The 23459-nt window shown below is 52.2% G+C and carries 10 protein-coding genes; 9 read left to right on the top strand and 1 reads right to left on the bottom strand.

Features of this window, described 5'->3' with window-relative positions; translation table 11 throughout:
• The first annotated feature begins 8 nt into the window (after positions 1-8).
• The 5 genes from PLF13_04995 to PLF13_04975 all read left to right on the top strand — a co-directional run bounded on the left by PLF13_04995 (position 9) and on the right by PLF13_04975 (position 11265).
• Positions 9-2735: a PocR ligand-binding domain-containing protein gene (locus tag PLF13_04995; protein HOP06632.1), complete on the top strand. Its 2727-nt coding sequence runs from the start codon at positions 9-11 to the stop codon at positions 2733-2735.
• 635 nt (positions 2736-3370) lie between these two features.
• The gene (locus tag PLF13_04990) at positions 3371-6469 is read left to right on the top strand and encodes a PAS domain S-box protein (GenBank protein HOP06631.1); all 3099 of its coding nucleotides are present in this window, start codon (positions 3371-3373) and stop codon (positions 6467-6469) included.
• Positions 6429-6872: a response regulator gene (locus tag PLF13_04985; GenBank protein HOP06630.1), complete on the top strand. Its 444-nt coding sequence runs from the start codon at positions 6429-6431 to the stop codon at positions 6870-6872. The genes PLF13_04990 and PLF13_04985 overlap by 41 nt, the downstream gene beginning before the upstream one ends.
• A 6-nt stretch (positions 6873-6878) precedes the next feature.
• Positions 6879-8852, top strand: coding sequence for a response regulator (locus tag PLF13_04980; GenBank protein HOP06629.1), 1974 nt, complete (start codon positions 6879-6881; stop codon positions 8850-8852).
• 322 nt (positions 8853-9174) lie between these two features.
• The gene (locus PLF13_04975) at positions 9175-11265 is read left to right on the top strand and encodes a cohesin domain-containing protein (GenBank protein ID HOP06628.1); all 2091 of its coding nucleotides are present in this window, start codon (positions 9175-9177) and stop codon (positions 11263-11265) included.
• Positions 11266-11354: 89 nt separating this feature from the next.
• On the opposite strand, the gene PLF13_04970 is transcribed toward PLF13_04975, so the two are convergent.
• Positions 11355-12926, bottom strand: a complete 1572-nt coding sequence (locus PLF13_04970; GenBank protein ID HOP06627.1) for an OmpA family protein — start codon at positions 12924-12926, stop codon at positions 11355-11357.
• Positions 12927-13110: 184 nt separating this feature from the next.
• On the opposite strand from PLF13_04970, the gene PLF13_04965 reads away from it, so the two are divergent.
• The 4 genes from PLF13_04965 (at position 13111) to PLF13_04950 (ending at position 23384) form a co-directional block, all read left to right on the top strand.
• A complete protein-coding gene (locus PLF13_04965) occupies positions 13111-14724 on the top strand; it encodes a phosphoenolpyruvate carboxykinase (protein ID HOP06626.1) in 1614 nt (537 codons plus the stop codon).
• A gap of 229 nt (positions 14725-14953) precedes the next feature.
• Positions 14954-17314: a response regulator gene (locus PLF13_04960; protein ID HOP06625.1), complete on the top strand. Its 2361-nt coding sequence runs from the start codon at positions 14954-14956 to the stop codon at positions 17312-17314.
• 101 nt (positions 17315-17415) lie between these two features.
• The gene (locus PLF13_04955) at positions 17416-22014 is read left to right on the top strand and encodes a PAS domain S-box protein (GenBank protein ID HOP06624.1); all 4599 of its coding nucleotides are present in this window, start codon (positions 17416-17418) and stop codon (positions 22012-22014) included.
• Positions 22011-23384, top strand: a complete 1374-nt coding sequence (locus PLF13_04950) for a sigma-54 dependent transcriptional regulator (protein ID HOP06623.1) — start codon at positions 22011-22013, stop codon at positions 23382-23384. Before PLF13_04955 ends, PLF13_04950 begins: the two co-directional genes overlap by 4 nt.
• The last annotated feature ends 75 nt before the right edge of the window (positions 23385-23459 follow it).

Here is a 23459-nt window from a genome sequence, read left to right as displayed (position 1 = left end):
TCGAAATAGTGGCGTATGATGTGGATCAACATATAGAACTAGATTCCGAATTTTTATCGTTAACCGACCTGGTCGAAATCGAGAGTCTTCAGCTCATCCAGGACTCATTCGCGGAAGCCACCAATGTGGCTTCACTCATTACCGACGTTAACGGCGAACCGATAACCAAACCGAGTAATTTCTGTCGCGTCTGTCAGATCATGCGAGCGACGGATCGAGGCAGTCGGCAATGTGTTCATTCCGACCGCATGCTCGGCGAACGCTCTTTCCGCCAACTCGAACCGGTTATCGATACATGTTCTAATTGCGGGCTGGTCGATGCCGCAGCGCCGATCGTTATTGAAGAACGTCACCTGGGGACCTGGTTGATTGGCCAGGTTAACGTGGGTGATATCGATAAGGATCGCATTCTTTCCTGCGCGCAAGAAATCGGAGCCGACCCGAATGAGATATTGACGGCATATAAGGATATGGAATGCCGATCGCTTGAGTCATTTCAGCAGGTATTGGGATTGCTGAAGGTGTTGACCCGGCAGATATCCGATATCGGTTTTACCAACTTGAGGCTGGGACGGGAGATGTCCGATCGGAAACGAGCCGAGGATCGCAAATTCGCTCGATTCCACCGTATTCAAAAACAACACCGGGCGATGATCCAGATGATGAGTCATCAGGTTCTAATCCGCGGAGAGTTACAATCCGCGGCCCGTATGATCGATGAACTGGTAGCCGACACCCTCGATGTCGACCGGGTGAGTATCTGGCTTTTAGATGATGACGGCACTAAGCTGCGTTGTATCGACCTGTACGAACGCGGCCAGAAAAAGCATTCACGCGGCATGACGCTTGATACTAATTTCTTCCCGGCTTATCTCGATGCTTTACAAAACGATCGTGTCGTCGCCGCCAACGACGCCACCACCGATCCACGTACCAGAGAATTTTCCGAGGGGTACCTGAAACCGCTGGGCATCATGTCGATGCTGGAAGGAGGAATCAGGTTCGCGGGGCAGTTGATCGGTGTAATATGCAACGAGCATATCGGCGATGTGCGGATGTGGACTCAGGATGAGGTAGCGTTCATAGGTGATGTCTCCAATCAGGTAGCACAGACGCTGCAGAATCGCGAGCGGGAAAAAGCTGAAAGACTGGCGCGGGAATCGGACGAGCGGTTCCGGGTAGTCAGTTCTCAAACCGGACAGGTGATTTATGACCTCGATGTCAGCACCGATAAAATCGAATGGGTCGGCGCCATCCAGGAGGTCACCGGATATACGCCCGAAGAATTTCAGGAAATCGACCTCACCGGCTGGGAAAACCTGGTGCATCCCGAAGACCAGGGGATGGCTACCCGTATGCGAAATCGAGCTTCGGAACCCGAAGGTCGGTACCGAACCGAATACCGCATGCAGCGCAGGGACGGCAGCTACGTCGAGGTCGAGGAACAAGGCGCCTTGATTTTCGACGACTCCCGAAGACTGGTGCGTGTTCTCGGAACGATAAAAGACGTTTCGGAGCGCAAACAAGCCGAACGCAAACAACAGCGATTACAGGAAAGTCTCGAAAAAGCCAAACGTATGGAATCGTTGGGGCTGTTGGCCGGAGGAGTGGCTCATGATCTCAATAATATGCTCGGGCCGTTGGTTGGATATCCCGACCTGCTGTTAATGAAGCTCCCCGAGGACAGTCCGATGCGCAAACAAATCGAGCGGATCGGCATTTCGGCCAAACATGCCGCCGATGTCATACAAGACCTGCTGACTCTGGCCCGTCGCGGTCGCTATGACATGGAACCAACCTCGCTCAACCAGGTGATTGAAAGCTACCTCGATTCGGTTACCTTCACCAAGCTCAAGGAAGATCACCCCGAGGTGGAAGTCCAACTGGACCTCGATCCGAAACTGCCGACCATCGCCGGGTCCACACCCCACCTGACCAAGATCATCATGAATCTGACCGTCAACGCCTTCGATGCCATGCACAACGGCGGCAAACTCAGAATCGTGACTCAACATCAGCATCTGGACCGATTGCCCAGCGGATATGCCGGCGTGGTCGCAGGAGAATATGTTACACTAAGAGTTGTTGACTCCGGGATTGGTATTGCTTCTGAGAATATCGAGAAACTGTTCGAACCATATTACTCCAATAAAAAGATGGGGCGAAGCGGGACCGGACTGGGCCTGGCGGTCGTGTATGGCATTCTTAAGGATCACAAAGGGTATTACGATGTGTTCTCGCGCGAGGGACAAGGGACCGAATTCGTGTTGTTTTTCCCGGCTCAGAAGGAGGAGATAAGACAGCGCGAAACCAACCAGGAAGATTATAGCGGTACTGAAACAATCCTCGTTGTCGACGATGAAGCCAGCCAGAGAGAAATAGCCGGTGACCTGCTTGGCAGTTTCGGCTACAACGTTCAGACAGTCTCAAGCGGGCGGGAAGCAATAACGTTTCTGAAAGAGAATAAAGTAGACATAGTGATTCTCGATATGATCATGGAGGCCGACTTCGACGGTCTCGATACTTATCGCGCCATTGTCAAAATTCATTCGGGGCAAAAGGCAATAATCGCCAGCGGTTTCTCAGCTACGGATCGGGTTGAAGAATTACAAAAACTGGGAACCGGAGCTTACATCAAGAAACCGTATACACGTATGACAATCGCCGCTGCCGTACGCAAAGAACTGGATCGCGACGTCACGGAAGAAATCCCCGAGAAGGACAAACAATCTTGATCCCCGGTTAACCGCACGGATTAACAAATATCAGAAAAAGGCCCTCATGTAAGAGGTCCTTTTTTTTACCATATTTACGGTTCGAAGTCTTCGGTATTATGTCTACCATCGGAGCGGTCCTCAGCCGGTTCGGACGGCCCGAATCAACACACCTCTCCTCCGGGGAAAATCCTCCCGTATCACGACCAACAGAACAAGCGGAGAGCAGGAAATTCTCCGTCCCACCATAACGGATTGGCCCGCACCTCGTTATAAGTAGTCATCGCTATTATGTGGATTATTATTATGCCCAAAGACATATTTGGGACAATCCCACTTGTAAGCAGGCATACGTTTCAAACCGGGATTTGAGCCCCCCCCCTTACCAAGAAGCCGACACAGCACCTTTATGGAATAAGCTTGCCTCTTTGTATCAAACCACCTATTATTACTCTTGTTATTTGCCCCGATATCGAATATAGGCTTGAAGTCTGAAGAAACGGTTGAAAATTACCGATACTTCATTCGACAACTGCGGGCGGCCGGGAGTTACAGATGCAGACCAATTTAGCGGGTATTGAACTACCATATTAGGTAGCAAGACAACAACGCTAGTGTTCGGTATTTGATATTGTGCTCATCCTGGAGGAATACTTTTGGGATTCCTGTCAACAACCTCAGTAAAAACAAAGCTGGTATTACTGGTACTGAGTGTAACCTCACTTACCCTTGGTGTTGGGGCTACTCTAAGCCTGGTTAATGAACAACATGATCAGGAGCGGGAACTTCTCAAGGATGTCGGTGTTGAAGTTCGTCTGTTGGCAACGGAGTGCGCCATCGCCATGGCTCACGGCGATCGCCAACAGATTTCAGAACTTTTTGAAAACGCCGTTTTCTCCAGCGACATCGAACATGCCGTAGTTTTTTCAGTCAGCGGTGAGCACCTGGCGGAATTCGGGAGTTCAATGCCCGATGAGCATTATCGCAATCTCGAACCTGAATTTGCCGGTACACGCCGAGTCGGCGACCATGTGGTGGCAGTTTATCCGGTGACATTGAACGGGGAACTTTTTGGTTATGTGCATCTGCACACCTCAGTAGATCGTTTGGAACGGCGGATATCTAAACAAGCCAGGTTAGTTTTACTGGCGCTGGCAGCCCTCATTTTAATAGCGCTGGTTGTGGCGACTTACATGCAGAAAGTGATATCACAACCTCTGATCAATCTCTCCAGAGTTGCACAACGAGTAGCCCGGGAAGGCGATTTATCGGTCGTTATTAGCCCACCGACCTCAGGTGATGAAATCGGTCAATTGCATGAATCGTTCCGAGAGATGATTGCCATACTCCACGAACGTGAAGAATCTCAAAAACACATCGAGGCGAAACTGCATCAAAGTGAAGAGAAATTCCGCCAGTTATTTACGGAGTTGAATTCAGGCTTTGCATTACATGAGATGATTTATGACGATCAGGGACACGCCTGTGATTTCCGTTTCCTGGATGTCAATCCGGCTTTTGAGCGACAAGTTCATTTAAAACACCATGAAATCGTAGGCAAAACGGCTCGCGAGTTAATTCCCGAAGCCGAGGCAGCATGGATTGATCGATTTGCCCGGGTTGCCGCGACCGGCAATCCCGACAAGTTCACTTATACTATGGCTCCATTGGAACGAAGCTATCACATCACCGCATTTTCACCGAGAGCGAACCAGTTCGCTGTTATTTTCGACGATGTCACTGACCGCGTTAACGCCGAACGTGAAACGCGTCTATTCAAGACCATGTCCGACAATGCCGGCTATGGAGCACTATACACCGACATGGAAGGCAATCTACTCTACATAAACAATGCCTACCTCCGTATGCTCGGTTATACGAAAGATGAGGTCCTGGGTAAAAGCGCCCTGAATTTTCACCCTTCGGATATACAGCCTGCACCCGAATACTTGCTGTCCATTCTTTTAGAAAAAGATTCAATAACCGCTCTTCGCAGAACCCATTTACGGAAGGATGGCTCGGAAGTCCCGACTCTGATGAACCTGGTGTTGTTGCGCGATGAATCAGGTCAGCCCGAATATATCGCGTCTACGGTTATCGACATCACCGAATTAGCCGAAGCCGAGCAACAGATTCGCGCAGAACGCGATCTGGCCCAGAAGTACCTCGATGTCGCCGCTACGCCCATGGTGATAATCGGAACCGATCAGTGTATTTCCATAATCAACCGCGCCGGTTACAATTTGCTCGGTTATGAGGAACAGGAGTTGATCGGGAAAAACTGGTTCGACACCTGCCTGCCTCAAAACGCCAGATCATTTCCTCAAGAGGTATTCGAGAAATTCATGTCCGGCGAACTCAAAACGGCAGGCTACTTCGAGTATCCAGTTCTCACTAAATCAGGCAATATCCGGCAATTGGGTTGGTATCGCACGATTCTTCACGACGACCGCGGAAATATCACGGGAACATTGAGCTCGGGGATCGATCTGACCGACCGCAAGTGGGCCGAAGAGGTCATGAAAACGATCGTTGAAGGAACTTCCGGTTCGGTTGGCGAGGATTATTCTCGCCATCTGGTCAGTCGTCTGGCATCGTCATTCGGGTGTCGGTATGCTATGGTGGGAAAACTGTGCGGTAATAATAATTCACGAATTCGCAGCCTGGCCCGGTGGGTGAACGATGACTTCGGACCAACCATCGAGTACGATTTGGAGGGAACACCCTGTCGTGAGGCAATCGAATATGGACTGTGTTACTACGATAAAGACATTCGAAAAAGGTTTCCACAATCCCAACTCCTGAGAGAATTCGATGCCAATTGGTATATGGGCATACGACTGGAGGATTCCAGCGGATCACCCATTGGTGTCATAATCCTTCTCGGGGATCAACCCTTGAGCGATCCCGATATGGTCAAATCGGTACTGCGGGTGTTCGCCCTTCGGGTGACCACCGAAATCGAACGCCAGCGGGCAGAAGCTCAGCGCGAGGCTTTGGTCGCGGATCTCGAAACGAAAAACGCTGAACTGGAGCGGTTCACCTATACGGTATCGCACGATCTTAAAAGCCCGATTATCACCATTCAAGGTTTCCTCGGTTTGCTCCAGGAAGATTTATCAGCCGGAAACGGTGATCGCATTCAGCAGGATATCGGTCGTATTTCCAATGCCGCGACCAAAATGCAGCGACTGTTGGAAGAGTTACTTAGACTGTCCCGTATCGGTCGCCAGGTTAATCCGACCGAAAACGTATCGCTCTATGAAGTAGCACGTGAGGCTGAAGAGTTGTTGTCGTCTCAAATCACGACTGCCGGTGCACACATAGAGATCAGTCCGGATCTGCCGACGGTACCAGGGGATCGTCCCAGATTGCATGAGGTTCTGCAAAACCTCCTCGACAACGCTCTCAAGTATCGAGGTGACACCAAAGACCTGGTTGTCCGTATCGGTGTAGACAACCGCAAAGGGCAACCAGTGTTATTCGTCGAAGACAACGGGATGGGAATTCCACCCGAATATCAACATACGGTATTCGGATTATTCGACAAGCTGGACATTCACAGTGAGGGCTCCGGAGTCGGATTGGCGTTAGTTAAACGTATTGTCGAGCTTCACGGCGGCCACATCTGGATCGAATCCGAAGGACTCGGAAAAGGCAGCCGTTTCTGTTTGACATTGAACATGGGAAATCAACAAAACGGGAGAACAGAATATGATGGGCGAACCGTTACAGATTCTATTGGTCGAGGATAACCAGGACCATGCGGAACTGATTCTGCGAGGTCTTGTCAACCACCGCGTGGCGAACAAGGTACACCATGTCGTTGACGGAGAAGCGGCTCTCGATTATTTGAACCGGCGCGGCCAATACGGAGATGAAACCATGTATCCCATGCCCCATCTCATTCTTCTCGATCTTCGCTTGCCGAAAATCGACGGCCTTCAGGTTCTACGGGAGCTCAAGGAACAGGAGAATCTTCGGCGCGTGCCGGTTGTCGTGCTAAGTACGTCCAAGGCCGAACAGGATGTCGCCAAAGCGTACGATTATCATGCCAACAGCTATCTGGTTAAGCCGGTAAATTTCATAGATTTCACCAAACTCATGGATGATCTCGGTTTCTACTGGCTGGCCTGGAATATAAAACCGAACCTGTAGGATGCCATGTCGCAAGGCCAGAGCACATCCGAGACCGAGATGCCGATCAAGCGCATTCTCCTTGTGGAGGATAACGAATCTCACGCTCTATTGATTCAGCGTTCATTCGAATCCTTTACGAATGTGTTTGAAGTGCGCCTGGCCGGATCACTCGCCGAAGCGCGATCATTGATCCAGTCATACGCGCCTCATCTCGTCATCGCCGATATGTTTCTTCCCGACGGCAAGGCGATCCAGTTAATTCCCGACCTGGCTGATAAAATTCCGGCAGTGGTTATCACCTCGCAGGGAAACGAACAGATGGCCGTGGAAGTCATGAAGGCCGGTGCGCTGGATTACGTGGCCAAGAGCGAAGAATGTTTTAAAGCTCTCCCGCACGACGCGGAACGGGCATTGCGCGAATGGAACCATATCGTTGAGGCACGTGAGGCTCTCAGCGACCTCAGTCGCAGCCGCGAGATGTACCGCGCCCTCGCCGAGCATTCATCCGATGCCATCTTCCGCTATGACCATCGTCTTCAGATTTCGTACGCCAACGCCACTTTCGAAGATATCACCGGCGTTGCGCCGGAGGATGCCATCGGTCAATCGATGACTGAACTGGGTATGCCGGAATCGTTGGTGCAAAGGCTCAGCGATGCCGCTCTGCGTGTTTTCAGATCGGGGAAGCCATTCGATATCGAGTTGAAAGTAGCTTCACCGACAGGCGAAAAATATCTGACTTGTCGCTGTGTGCCGGAGCATTCATCGGCCGGATTGGTCGAGTCGGTGCTGGCCACGGCTCGCGATATCACCGATACTAAAAAGCTGCAGGAATTCGTCGGTCGAGCGGCACGACTCGAAACGGCGGGTCGAATCGCCGGCCAGGTGGCTCACGACTTCAACAATCTCCTCGGACCGCTGGTGGCCTATCCTGATTTCATCCGTGATGAACTCCCGGACGATCATCCCGCCCTGACATTCCTTGACGGCATCGAGCAGGCGGCTCAGCAAATGGCCGATATCAACCAGCAACTTCTCACTCTAGGCCGGCGCGGCCATTACAACCTGGATACGATCGACCTCAACACCATCGTGCGGCAGGTGGTGGCATCACTCAGCGGCATTCCTTCCACCCTCATTATTAAAACTGAACTGGCCGAAAATCTCATGTCGATCAGGGGCGGGACGGCTCAAATCAGCCGGGCGCTGCTGAACATGATTAACAATGCCCGCGACGCCATGCAGAATATCGGCTGGCTGACTATCCGCACCGAAAATTACTACGCCGATGATTTCATCGGGGCGTTCGGCCAGATCCCTCAGGGGGAATACGTCCGCCTGACAGTCGAGGATACCGGCTGCGGTATAGACGACAACGTACTTCCGGAAATTTTCGAACCGTTCTTTACGACCAAATCCGCCGACCAGAAGCGTGGTTCCGGTCTGGGTCTCAGTGTCGTGCATGCGGTCATAAAAGATCACAGCGGCTATATTGACGTAGTTACAACCGTCGGTGAGGGCTCGCGCTTCATGGTCTACATCCCCATAACCCGGGATAAATACGAAGCGGCCGATAATATCTCTCAGTACGGTTACGGCGAGACGATCTTAATAGTCGATGATGACGAAGTCCAGCGTCAGGTTACGTTACACATGCTGAAGAAACTCAATTACAAGGCGTTTGTCGCTGATTCCGGTGAGGCGGCTCTGGAGATGGTGCAACGGACATCGTTTGACCTGGTCATTCTCGATATGGTCATGCCGGCCGGAATGGACGGCACCGAAACTTATCGTAAGATCCTTGCCATCAATCCGGATCAACGGGCGCTAATCGTCTCGGGCTATGCCGAAACCCAGCGGGTAGAACTGGCCATGAGTCTGGGAGCAGCAGCATTTCTACGTAAGCCCTTGACATTCCGGTCACTCGCTTCGACTATCCGAAAAGCTCTTTCCGATCAGAAAATTCCCCAGGAACATCCCGCACGTGACGATGTCTGAGGCTGCCGAGCTCCTTGCCTGGGGGAGTGTTGAAAAAGTCCTACGCTCGGACATTCGCACAAATCATGGCGGAAGTGCTGGCGACGCAAGGCCGCCGGCTACGCGAGGTAATGGCTCTTTATCGCGTAGCCGGGGGGCTTGTCTCCCCGGTTATGAGCGGAACTCAATAGACCTTGACACAAAACGGCCGGCCGGTTATAATTCTTTTAGTAGTACGTCAATTGATACTCATCAAAAGGTTCCGACTTATTTTAGATATCATCGCTAACGTTTAGACATAGTTACCAGGCATCCGCTAACCCAAGCAGGAGGTTTTGTGTCAATGCGTAGCGTCCTTTTCTCTTCACCAAACTTGGTGCGATTATTTTCGGCTCTCGCGGTTTTATGCGGTCTGTTGTTGCTGCTTCCTCATACGGCGGGAGCGACTTCGATCACACTCGATAATGTGACCGAAGTCCCCCTGGGCAGTACCGTTATTTTGTCGTTGTCGGTCGGCGATGTAGACCAGGGGCATATCTTAAGCGGTTTCGATTTGTTGATTGCCTTCGACAACACTTTCTCGCAACTCGACGATGTTCAGCCGGGGGAGCTTCTAACGAATTGCGGCTGGGAGTATTTTTCGTACCGCTCCGATATCTCCGGCCAGGTTCGCATTGTCGCCCTGGCTGAAACCAACAACGGCGACGTGCATCCATCCTGTTTGATCGATGGAACCGGCGTGTTGGCCGAGTTGAACTTCGCCGTCAGCACTAATCCGGATTACAGGTGTTATCTGCTGCCGGTACGATTCTACTGGAACGACTGCGGCGACAATGTCTTCTCTTCGGAATCAGGCGACAGTCTTTACATCTCGGATCGGATTTATGATTTCGGCAACGATATTACCGGCAACGAGGCTTTCCCTACTTACGCCGGAGCCAACAATGATTGCCTGATCCCGGACAACATTTTCCGTGGTATCGACTTCTACAACGGCAGCATCGAACTCTCGTGCGACAGTACGACAACCGGTAATCCCCGCATCAGTCTTGATCAACGAGCCGGTACAACCATGGGTGAGATAATGCCGATCAGCATCCGACTCAGTGATCTGGATGAAATCGAGGCCGGCGGCTTCGATTTCCTGATTGGCTATGATCCGGAAATCATAACCGCCGTAGATGCAACTCCCGGTGAATTGTTGTCGGCATGCGACTGGGAGTATTTCAATTACACGGTATCCGATCTGCCGGAATGCGACGGTACGGAATGTCCCGAGGCGGCGATTCGCATCGTAGCCGTAGCCGATATCAACGACGGTCCCAACCATCCATCCTGTTATGCCGCCGACAGCGGTCAATTGGCCAGTATCAACTTCGCAACCATCGTGAACCAGGAACATATCGGCATCTGGTATCCCTTGAGCTTCGTCTGGCTTGACTGCTCCGACAACGTGCTGTCGTCGGTTTCAGGCGATAGTTTGTTCTTGTCGCGCAACGTCTACGACGTTGGCGGTCTACCGATTCTTGCCGATGATGTCTTCCCCACCATCTCGGGCGCTCCGGATGAATGTCTCAGTGAGGGTATGGCTTTACGCCGGGCGGTTGATTTTTACGGCGGCCGTTACAACCTCATTCCCCCGGAAATTGACGACAGGGGTGACCTGAACCTCAACGGCATCGCTAATGAACTGGCCGACTATCAGATCTATGTCCTGTATTTTATTTATGGTCTGTCTGCGTTTCAGATCGATGTCGAACACCAGGTCGCAGCATCCGATATCAACGCCGATGGTATCACCCTTTCTCTCAGCGACTTGTTCTATCTCTATCGGATCATCGTCGGTGATACTCAGGTGAATCCTGTCAAAGATATCAGGGCGGTCGACACGGTGATACTTATCCAGGACACTGTTGCCAATACCGTATCGCTTCAAAGTTCGGGCAATATCTCGGCGCTTTATTTCATGTTCGACAGCGACGTTATGACCGTCACGACCGAACTCGAGGCTTACCAGGTCACCTATGGACCGGACAGCTCGGACACTCGTGCGCTGTTCATGCCTACGTTCGAAAACTTCACCGGCTTACAACCGTTACCGGCAGGTGAACTCATGAGTTATACCGCTCCGGGTAATATCACTTACGCCACGGGCACCTGGGACGGCACAGCCTCCGTTCAGGTGTTGATCGAGAAAATCGGAGAAGGCGGATGTTGTCTCGTGCGCGGGAATATCGACCATTCCACGGATGGTTCGATAAACATCAGCGATCTGATTTATCTGGTACAATGGGCTTTTGGGGGCGGTCCGGAACCACCCTGCATGGATGAAGCCGACGTGGACGCCGCCGGCGACGGCACCACGATATCCGATGTGGTTTATCTCGTGAATTACATGTTCATGAACGGTCCGGAGCCGGCCGGATGTGAATAAGAATCTCGAATCCTGAAACCGTAGTACATTCAACGGCGGGACGTCTTAGGATGTCCCGCCGTTCCCTTTTTCATCGACGAGCATTGGGCTCACTCGGTCGCATTCACTTCGATAATGCGGAACTCAACGCGCCGATTCTTTTGGCGACCTTCCTCGGTGCCGTTGTCCGCGACCGGCTCTCCCTCGCCGTATCCGCGCGGAGTCAAACGGGGCTTCCCAATACCGTGAGAAACCAGGTAATCGACCACCGCTCCGGCTCGTTTGCCTGAAAGCTCCAGGTTGTAAGTTTCGCTGGCGATGCTGTCGGTATGGCCGGCGATTTCCACGGTCATACCCGGATATTCGTTCATCAACTCGATCACGCGGTTCAATTCGTATTGGGATTCATCGAGCAGCCGGTACTTGTTGAATTCGAAATAGATATTGTTGAGCGTGATTTGCACTCCGGCGGCGATTCGTTCGAGGAAGATATCCTCCTCCACCGCTTGGTAAGCCAGGAGCCCGGTGAGATCGAAATGAGTCGAATAGAAGGTGTAACCTTCGGCCGTAACGGAGATATCATAAGTCTGCCCGGCGTTGAGAATAACCATATACTTGCCGTCGCCGTCATTACTGTACACGACCGTGGTATCGACACCGCTGCGAGTGTCGATGGCGGTAATCCTGGCCATGATCGGATTCAGGCTGTCGGCATCGAGCACCTGCCCGGTTACGGTCACTACCGGCATCGGACGAATGCCCGGCGGGATCGGCACCCAGTATAAATCCCCGTGTTCCGGCTCACCGGAGGTGAAATACATGATATCCCCCGAGGCCGGAATCGAGACAGTCTGATCGTGTCGTTTGGTGTTGATAAAACTACCCAGGTTAACCGGCTCACTCCAAGTACCGTCCTGCTGCCGTTCGGATTTATAGAGATCGAAGCCGCCGAAGCCGCCGGGCCGGTTCGACGAAAAAATCAGGGTGCGACCATCGGCAAGTATGACCGGGTCGGTTTCACAGTATTCGGTGTTGATCGGCTCAGGCAGCGGTTTCGGTTCGCTCCAGCGGCCGTCCTTTTTCTCGGAATACATGAGGGTGTTGTTGAGGTAATCCATATCGCAGCCGGACTCACGACCGGCATAACGCTGGAAATAAAGCGTTTTACCGTCGGCCGTCATCGAAGCAAAACCATCGTAAGCAGCGCTGTTGATCGGGGCTCCAAGGTTAACCGGCGTTTCCCAGGTCATGCCTCGGCGGCGGGAAATCCAGATGTCGGTCTGCCCCAATCCACCGGGTCGGCGCGAGGAAATAAGCAGGTGGTTTTGATCGTACGTCAGAAACGGGGTGCCGTCGAACGATCCGGAATTGATATTTTCCAACGGCTTCGGCTCAGTCCAGCCGCTGGGTGTCAGGTAGGTGATAAACAGCAGCCAGGAACGCTTATCGAGCCGATTGGATTGAAATACCAGCGTTTTTCCATCAGCCGAGACCGACGGAGAATACTCACCGGCGGTGCTGTAGATCGGCTTGCCGAGAAGGGTGGCTTCGGTTAAACCGAACTGCTCAAAGCGGGCTTCCTGCTGCTGTCGAGCCTGCGCCAGACGGTTACAGGCCTCTAAACCGGTTATTAGTCCTGCCGCTAAAAGCAGCAGAAGAAGAAAACTGTATCTGCGAAACACTTTATATCTCCGTGCGAATTGGTCCTGAACTTGTATAAGAATACTACACGGGGCTTTCTATAGAATCAACTTTGATCTTAGACCGGCTCAGTCGGTTTAGAAACCCTCCGATACTGTCGATAACATGAAGGAGTCAGTTTTTCATCCATCTTGAAAACACCATCCATAAAGGGAGTTAGGAAATATGGCAGTCAAACGAATTAAAAGCTCTTATGGTATTGAGAACCACGGCCTGGTCAATGTCGGCCGAGTTCATTGGAACCATAACACGCCTCTTCTCTACGAAGAGATCATCAAGCGGGACGAGGGAGTCATGGCTCATCTCGGGCCGATCGCTGTCCGTACCGGTCATCATACCGGTCGCGCCGCCAAGGATAAATTCATCGTTGATGAAGCCGGGTCGCACGATCTGGTCTGGTGGGGTAAGATCAATAAGCCGTTCGAGGTCCAGCGCTTCGACCTGATGTTTCGGCGTCTTCAGGCCTATTTGCAGGGACGGCCTTTGTTCGTGCAGGATTGCTTCGCCGGATATGATCCCAAATATCGCCTGCCGATTCGTATCATAACGGAAACTGCCTGGCACAACCTGTTTGCGCGCAATATGTTTATCCAGGCGACACCTGAGGAACTGGCCGATCACAAACCGGAGTTCACGGTCCTGCATGTGCCGAATTTCCATGCCATTCCCGAAGTGGACGGTACCAACTCTGAGGCTTTCATTCTGCTTAACCTCAGTCGCAAAATGGTTCTGATCGGCGGTACGGCTTACGGCGGGGAGATTAAAAAGTCGATCTTCACCGTACTTAATTATTTGCTGCCCCAGAAGAAGGTGCTCTCGATGCATTGCAGCGCCAATGTCGGTCAGGAAGGGGATGTTGCCCTGTTCTTCGGTCTTTCCGGGACCGGTAAAACCACGCTTTCGGCTGACCCACAGCGTAAACTGATCGGCGACGACGAACACGGCTGGAGCGCCGACGGTGTCTTCAATTTCGAGGGTGGCTGCTATGCCAAGGTGATTCGTCTCTCCAAAACATCAGAACCGGAGATTTATGCCACGACTCGTCGTTTCGGAACGATCCTCGAAAACGTCGGGATCGATCCCATTACCCGTCGTCTCGATCTGGATGACGACAGCCTGACCGAAAACACTCGCGCCGCTTACCCCCTGTCACATATTCCGAATGCTCTCCGCGAAAGTAAAGCGGGCCATCCGAAAAACGTGATCATGTTGACCGCCGATGCTTTCGGTGTCATGCCGCCGATTTCACGGTTGACTCCGCAGCAGGCGATGTACCATTTCATCTCCGGCTATACCGCTAAGGTAGCCGGGACCGAAGCCGGAATTACCGAACCCCAGGCTACCTTCTCCGCCTGTTTCGGAGCTCCGTTCATGGTTCTGCATCCGTTCCGGTATGCCGAGTTGCTGGCCGAAAAGATCAAAAAACACCAGGCTACCTGCTGGCTGGTCAACACCGGCTGGTCGGGTGGACCTTATGGCGTCGGCAAGCGGATGAAAATCGAATACACGCGGGCCTTATTGAACGCCGCTCTTCACGGCAACCTGAACGATGTTCCGTTTGAAACCGATCCGGTATTTGGAGTTGAAGTCCCAACCGAATGCCCCGGCGTACCGAGCAACATCCTGAAACCACGTCAGACCTGGACCGATCCTGAGGCTTACGACCGCCAGGCCGCTAAACTGGTGGGCCTGTTCCAGGATAATTTTGAGCAGTTTGCTAGCGATGTTTCACCCGAGGTAGCTGCCGCCGGACCATCCGGCGCCGTCAAAGTGCAATAATCCATCTCAGGATATAAAACGAATCGGCGTCTGGGTTTTGCCCGACGCCGATTCCTTTTTCAGGCAAGTTACAGTATCACAACAAGCTGCCGATAATACCTCTAAGACATTTAAGGGGACAAACATGGGGGCGCCGGTAACGATTATTCATAACAAGCGGACAGATAGATACCGGCGTCAATAGTTAAGGCCGGAATCAAAGACAATAAACCGATTGCTGCGAATTTGCATGAGCAGACTCTCACTCAAATCACAGATTCAACTCTTGATCCTGGCTGCGGTGATTATCGTTACCACCGTGCTGGTGACTCAGACGATCATCCAATTTCGAGCTCAATTTGAACGTTCCAGCCTGCGGATGGCCTCATTCTACGCCGGAGCATTGGCCGAAACCGCTTCACCGCTAGTCGTATCAGGCGATCAGAAGCAACTCAACAGCCTGGCTCAGCGGGCCTTAATGGATCGCAACATCGTCGGTATCTGCCTTCGAGATCAAAACGGAAAGATCCTGACCAGTGTATCCGACCAGAAACTCCCATCATCTCTAAGCGGCTTTTGTATGACCGATAACGGCCATCATTCGATTACTGTCGACGATGGGATTATCATCAGTCGCTCGATCTGGTCCGATCAGACGGAAGTGGCACAATTGTCCCTTGCCGTTGCAACGGACTTCAACGGCTTACTGATACAGAAGCGGATCGAGACGATTCTCATAACGGCCGTGTTTATATTGTTGATAATGACTGTTCTTGGAACCTGGGTCGCCGGACGGATCGTTCAGCCGATAGAAACCTTACGTGAAGCGGCCGGTTGCCTGAGTGAAGGGAATTTCGATATCGATCTGCGGCAGCTCGGTATAACCGGAGATTTCGCGCCGCTGGCGGCAGCCTTCATCGATATGCGCAATCGACTCAAGACTGCCTTCTCGGAATTGGCTCGAACCCGCGACCGCCTTGAGGATGAGGTAATGCAGCGGACGATGGAATTGAACGAGGAGCTGACCGAACGCTGTCAGGCCGAAGTTGCCCTGAAAGAATCGGAGAAGCTCTATCGTACCCTGTTTGAATGCGCCAACGACGCCATTTTCATCATGCAAGCCGACCGGTTCATCGACTGCAATGCCCGTACCCTGATCATGTTCGGGTGCACACCGGAGCAGATTATCGGACAACCTCCCTATCGCTTCTCTCCGCCGACTCAGCCCGACGGCAGCGACTCACGAGAAAAGGCGATGGGAAAAATTAACGGCGCCCTCAGGGGTGAGTACCAGTTTTTCGAATGGCGCCATTGCCGCTACGACAACACACCGTTCGAGGCGGAAGTAAGCCTCACCGGTCTCGATGCCATGGGTGAGAATTACATTATTGCTATTGTCCGCGATATCACCGCTCGCAAACAGGCGGAACAACATCGCATGGCCCTGCAGGAGAAACTTGAACGGGCGCAGCGGATGGAATCACTCGGAGTCCTGGCCGGCGGAGTCGCTCACGACCTGAACAACATGCTCGGACCGCTTGTCGGCTACCCCGACTTGATGTTGACCAAACTCCCCGAAGACAGCCCCTTACGTCGCCCCATTCGCCGGATCGGTGAATCGGCACAACAGGCGGCTAACGTGATTCAGGACCTGCTTACCCTTGCACGCCGCGGTCGTTGTGATATGATCCCGGTCAACCTGAACGAGGTAATCTCGGAATATATGGACTCAACCAGCTTTCTCCATCTGGCCGAACAGCGACCCGAGATCATCTTAAAAACCGACCTTTGCACCCAATTGCCGTCGATCAACGGCTCTGCGCCGCATCTGAACAAAGTGATCATGAACCTCGTGGTTAACGCCTACGACGCCATGCTGGACGGCGGCACGATTGAGATCTGCACCGAATGTCGACGAATGAATGAACTGATCAGCGGTCAGCGTAAGGTGGCCGACGATGATTATATTTTATTGCGAGTAAAAGACAGCGGCATCGGTATCCCGAAGGATGCCTTGCCCAAAATTTTCGAGCCGTATTTTTCGCGCAAGGAGATGGGACGCAGCGGCAGCGGGCTGGGGCTCTCGGTCGTGTATGGCACCGTCAAGGATCATCGCGGCTTTTATGACGTCTTCTCGGAAGAAGGTCGCGGCACTGAGTTCGTGTTGTATTTCCCCGCAACGCATGAGTCGGTTGATTCACAAACCGACGAATCCGAGCCGATTACCGGTAGTGAATCGATCCTGATAGTGGATGATGTCGCCGAACAACGAGATATCGCCTGCGAACTGCTCCAGTCGCTCGGCTTTAAAACCAAAGCGGTCGAAAACGGCCATGCCGCGGTCGAGTATCTCAGGGAAACACGGTGCGACCTGATTCTTCTCGACATGATCATGGAGCCGGGGTTCGACGGCCTGGACACCTACCGTGAGATTCTGACCATTCACCCGACTCAAAAGGCACTTATTGTAAGCGGTTTTTCGGCCACCGACCGTGTCCAGGAAGTTCTCAATTTAGGGGCCGCCGGTTATGTCAAAAAACCATATACGATGGATGTACTCGGTCGCGCCGTACGTCAGGCGCTGGACCTTGTTCCGGCCGAGGTAGTTTGACAAAAAGCAGCACTCGCTGATTCGCTTGTTAATTGAGCCGCCGCGGACTATCTTCATATCAGCTTATGTCACCCTTTGCAGCGGAAAAATACATAATCAGGGTGACCGCTCTCGTTATCATAGCGGCAACCCTGACGATGATCGTCGCCTCCTGTCATAGAGCCGTCGTCGAAGACGGGTATGTACAGATCGAACCAGTTGACGATCCCGGGAATCTCCCTTACAAGTTCAAGGGCATTCTGCGCGTTCCCATTGTCGACAGCAACGACAAACCTGTCCACGGCCAGATAGTGTTGTACGATTCCACCTGGCCCGGTCCGACAGCAATGTGTATCGTGGCCGATTCCTGGAATCGAGACGATAGTCTCTCGGCGCTGGTTTTTTACGGCGACCTGGAACGGCGTAACACGGTCTCACATATCAATATCCGAGCCGACGCCATAGATCATGCAAAGCTGGTTGACTATAACGAGGATCATTATCCTGATCTGGCCGTAGTCTACAGCTCCCATGATTCGCTCTTCCTGCAATTTCTGAACGAGAAGCAATCCCTTCTCCACCGGAGCCTTCTGCTGACAGGAGAAGACCGCAACGGAAGCGGTCGGTGGGACGGCCGGGCTAGAATCATGGGAGCATACGATCTGAACCGGGATGGACGCGCCCGCGAACTGCTCATTGCCGTGGATGTCGGTTACGATCTTTACCCGCGATGTTTGATTTGCTTCGATATGGACGCCGACACGACCGTTTGGTCTTTCCCCTACGCCGGTACCATTTCGTATGATCACTTCTATGTGCGGTCAATGACTCCCGATGCTCCCCCCAGCATTATCTTCGGCCTTGCCTCCAAGGGAAACGCCGCCACCACCGACCTCATGGACGACAAACATGCCTATGTGGTTTCGCTCAACGCCCACGGCCAACTTAACTGGATCCGGCCGGCCGGTTCTATATTTCATGCGGCATTGCCGCTGGTTTTTGACTATGGAGACGACGGTTCATGGGACATCCTGTCGCCGCATCGGATAAACGATGATTCCGATTCAGTGCACAGCCGCACGGTCCTGGAGATTATAGATAACTCCGGGAATCTTATAGACAGTCTCAGGATGAACGGCTCGAGCTATGTCAATTATGCACTTACCGCCGACCTCTTCGGAGATCGTCATGACGAGATCGTTTTATCAATGTCCGACGGTCGTCTGCTCGTTCTCAACCAGAGCCTTCAGCAAATCCGTAAAAGCAAGTTCTACTCGCCGGCCTATCTGTGCGGCATTAACGATTTCCTCGAAGCCGACGGTTTGGAACTCGCGGTTATAACCAACGACCAGCGATTATGGATTGTCAACGCCGATCTCCGACCAATGGCGACAATAGGAGATTTGGGTAAGTTCAATTTCCAGGGTAGTTTTCTGTCAAAATCAAAGGAAAGCGGCGAGCCGGTTTTATTCGTCGCGGTAGACGGTCATCATTGGTATTACACCTACAGCCTGGTCAAGACTGCCTGGACGAGCATATTCACCCGCCATCCTTCATTGGCGTTTTTGCTGGCCTTCGTCCCCATGGCGCTGGTCATTATCACCATCGTCGTTCTTTGGCGGCGGACGCGTCATCAGTTCAGCACGATCGTGCGACAGAAGGAACACCTGGATAAAACCCTCAGGGATCTTCGCGAGGCCCGCAAAGAGTTGGTCGAGGCGGACAAATACAGACAAACTCGGGAAGCATTGCTGGCCTCGGAACAACGTTTTCGCGAGTTGTCTGACCTGCTTCCACAAACGGTTTTTGAATACGATCACGAGGGGCGCCTTACATATCTGAATCGTCAGGGGCTCCTGGCAACCGGGTACAGCCTGGCCGAAATGGCCGATGGCTTGTACATTCATGATCTTATTGAACCTGTCGACGGTCGTACAGTCGATGATATCGTAAAACAGCGTCTGAGCGGTACCGCTCCCGAATCATCCGAGTTTTTTCTCGTCCGCAAGGACGGTCATAAATTCCCGGCCATGTCCTATGCCACGACGATTGTTCAGGATGGAGTGCCGGTCGGCATTCGCGGCATATCGATCGATATGACCGATCAAAAAGAAGCCGAGCGCGCCCTGACGGAGAGCGAAGAACGCTATCGCAACCTGGTAGAGTCGGCCGGCGATCCGATCTTTACCGTTGATCGGGATGGCTGCTTTTTATTTATGAACAGCGTTGCGGCGACTCAGATAGGAGGCCGGGTGAAAGAGCTGGTCGGGAAAAACATGCACGACATCTTCCCACCGGAAGTAGCGGCGGCTCAAATGGTATCGATCCGCCAGGTATACGATTCCGGCAGCGGTAATACATTCGAATCGACTACCACCATCCAGGGCAAGGACGTTCATTATCGGACCAGTCTGGAACCGGTACGCGACGCCAACGGAGAAGTTGTCGCCGTGCTGGGAATAGCCAGAGACATTTCAGCCATCATCAACATGACACAAGCTTTGCGAGCCGAACGCGATTTCAGCCGAAGTCTGCTCGCAACGGCCAACAGTGCCATTGTCTGTTTCGATGAGAATCAACGCATCACCGAACTTAATTACGAATGTGAACGGTTGCTCGGAGTGAGTCGAGTTGATGCAATCGGACAACGCTGGACAGACCTCCCGTACACGAATGAGTCGGAAAAAGATCGCGAGGCGTTTACCGACTGGATAACCGACAGTTCCAGCCGGCGCTACGAAGGAATCCTCCACACGGCCGATAACGACAGTGTTACCCTGCTCTGGGCTAAGTCGGTGCTCGCCGTAGCCGGATCGGAAGACCATACGATAACCATTGCCGTGGGCCAGGACATTACCGACCTGAAACAGGTCGAGGCCGCGTTGGCTTCGAGCGAAGAGAGATACCGACGCATCTGGGAAACTTCCGGACAGGCAATAAGCCTCACCGATGAAAACGGCATTCTTCGTTTTGTCAATCCCGCTTATTGTCGCTTATTCAAATACACCGAGGAGGAATTACTCGGTCATTACTACGGCGATGTGGTACTGCTGGACGGGTCCCTCGAATTAATAAAAGAACAATACCAGGATGTGTTCCATTCGGATGAGCGTTTCTCCGCGGTCGATTTTAATATGCGTGACAAGCACGGCAACAGACTGTGGGTAGAAATGAGCGTCAGTCACATTGTCCTGAACGATGACCGTTACCTCGTTACGATGATGACCGACGTCACGTCACGCCACGAAGCCAGGCAGGCTTTGCGGGAAAGTGAGGAACGATTCCGGACTATCGCCGAAGTTTCGGCCGTTGCGATTATTATCGCTCAACCGGAAGACGGCATGGTTTACTACGCCAATCGTGCATCCTGTGAATTGTTTGGTTATTCCATCGAAGAACTCCACGAGCTCAACACCATGGCTCTATATGATAATCCGGACGATCGCACCCGGGCAATCGAGCGATTACGGTCAGGAATCGATGTGAACAACGTCGAAGTTATAGCTCGACGCAAGAACGGAGAACGTTTTTGGGGATTACTGACGATACGACCGTTGACCGTGGACGGCCGCCCCGGACTTATGGGCAGTCTGGTGGATATCACCGAACGGAAGAAGATGGAAGAGGCTCTTCGAGAAAGCGAAGAGCGTTTCCGCACCATTGCCGAAGCGACACCGATCCCGGTGGCTATCACCCGGTTCCCGGACGGTGAAATAATCTACGCCAATCCATCCTTGGGACCGACCTTCGGATATGAATCCGAAGAAATGGTCGGTCTTAAGGCTCATAAGCTCTATGACGACCTCAAGGATCGCGAGCGGCTGTCTGAGATGCTTACTCGTGACGGGCGGGTGAATAACTATGAGTTGGTAGGAATAAAAAAGAACGGCTCCCGCTTCTGGGCGCTTTTGAGCCTTCAAATCATCCGATTCCGCGGCGAAATGGCCATATTCGGCGGTTTTATCGATGTAACCGAGCGAAAAGAAACTCGTTTACGCCTGGAGCAGGCGGCCCAGGAACAATACGATCAGATCAAGCGGGTAGCGGGAAGTCTCGCTCATGAAATTTATAACGCTCTCTTCCCGGCCACCAGTTCGTTGGACAAACTGCGTGATCGCCTTGAACTACAAGAACAAAATGAGCTGGAACGTAATCGCCGATTGCTGGACCTGGCGGAACAAGCGGTGCATCGAGCAATCGATATGACCGGCCTCGTTAAGCAATACAGCAGACTGGAAACAGAAAAGAAACTCGAATCGGTGTCGCTCTCTGATGTGATGAACGAAGTAATTCAGGCTAACGCCGAAGCTCTCGCAGAAGCCGATATTACCGTTAAAAACGAGTTGCCCGATGATCTGCGCGTGAACATGTTCCGCTTGCACGCTTACAGCCTGCTGAACAATCTGACTACGAATGCTGTTTCAGCTTTGTATGGCCAGCCGGTCAGGATTATTACCATTTCCGTTCTTTCACGAACGGAGAAAGAAGTCAAGATCGTTTACCGTGACACCGGTCCCGGTATCCCGGCGACGGCGCGAGATTCGGTATTCAAAGCGTTCTACTCAACAAAACCCAGTAGTGGAACCGGACTCGGTCTGGCTATGGTACGACGAATAGTTGAATTGTATGGTGGTTCGATCACCTTGGCAGACCACATTGACAACGGCGCCGAATTCGTTATATTATTGCCGTTCAACGAAGATAACCGAAGCGGAGATTGAGCACGACTGTGGATAAAAAAGGTCGCATACTTATTGTCGATGACGATCCCCTCAACCTGGCGGCACTCGTTGAGGTGTTTGTCGATGATTACGAAGTGGTGACGGCAACTTCAGGTATGGAAGCGATCGACAAGGTCAAGACCGTGACCGATATCGATACGATCATCCTCGATATCCGCATGGCCGAGTTGGACGGTCTTAAAACGGCCCGCCTGATTCGTGAAATCGACTCCGACATTCCCTTGATTTTCCATACCGCCTATCCCGGCGATTACTCCGAAGAAGAGGTTGAACAGGATCATAAACCCTATGACTATGTCGGTAAAAACGAACGCCCTTCCCGACTGATCCGTTCGGTTCGCAACGCCGTACAATTTAACCAACTTCGCACCAAAAACGACGTCATTGTCGATCTGGCCCGGCAGGAATACGGCATGATCGGCCGCTCCAAGGTTATGTGCGATGTCTATCGACTCATCGAACAGATAGGACCCAAGGACGGCAAGGTGATGATCCTGGGACCGACCGGCTCCGGCAAAGAACTGGTGGCGAAAGCACTTCATCGCCGCAGTCGCCGTTCGGATAAAGTTTTCAACACCTTCAACTGCAACCATCGAACCCCGGACCTGGTTGAGAGTGAGTTGTTCGGCCACAAACGCGGCGCGTTTACCGGTGCGATGGCTGACCGTGAGGGTTTGTTACAGGCAACCGACGGCGGTACTTTATTTCTCGATGAAATTGGCAACCTCGATCATACCACTCAGGGGAAACTTCTGCGAGTGCTGGAATACGGTACTTTCTCACCGGTCGGTGAAAACCGGGTGATCAAAGTCAATGTCCGCCTGTTCTGTGCCACGAACGCCGATCTCGAAGAAATGGTAGCCCGAGGAACGTTTCGTGAGGATCTCTATTTCCGCCTTAAAGGAGTGTCTATCCGTCTCTCTCCCTTAAAAGAACGACGTGAAGATATCCCCGAATTGGTTCGATATTTCGCCGATATTCACTGTAAGACTGAGTCTTTGGAACCGCGAGTTTTTAGCCCTGAAGCGTATGACCTGTTGATCGAGTTCGACTGGCCCGGCAACGTCCGCCAACTTAAGGATACGGTCGAATCTCTTATCGACTTGTCTCCATCGACCCTGATCACTCATAATGAAGTCAGAGACTTCCTCAAGTTCGAAGGGATCAACCTGCCCCCAACCAACACCCTGTCGGATAAAGTACGCGAGTTCAAACGTATTGAGGTCATCAAAGCGATATATCATCACAAATCGAATAAAGGCGACATTGCCGATGCTCTCGGAATTCACCGCGCTAATCTGAAACGCCTTCTCGACGATTTAAATATCGATATTAATCAATTTGATTAAAGCCAGCACAATCATTTCTAATCAATAATATACCAGCAACAGGCCATCAGCAATCGCTGATAATTATTAAGTTGC

It is taken from the genome of Candidatus Zixiibacteriota bacterium, from assembly GCA_035380245.1.
Lineage (GTDB): Bacteria > Zixibacteria > MSB-5A5 > GN15 > FEB-12 > DAOSXA01.
Note: the sequence above shows the minus strand (reverse complement) of the source record. Positions and strands in the feature narration are given on the sequence as shown.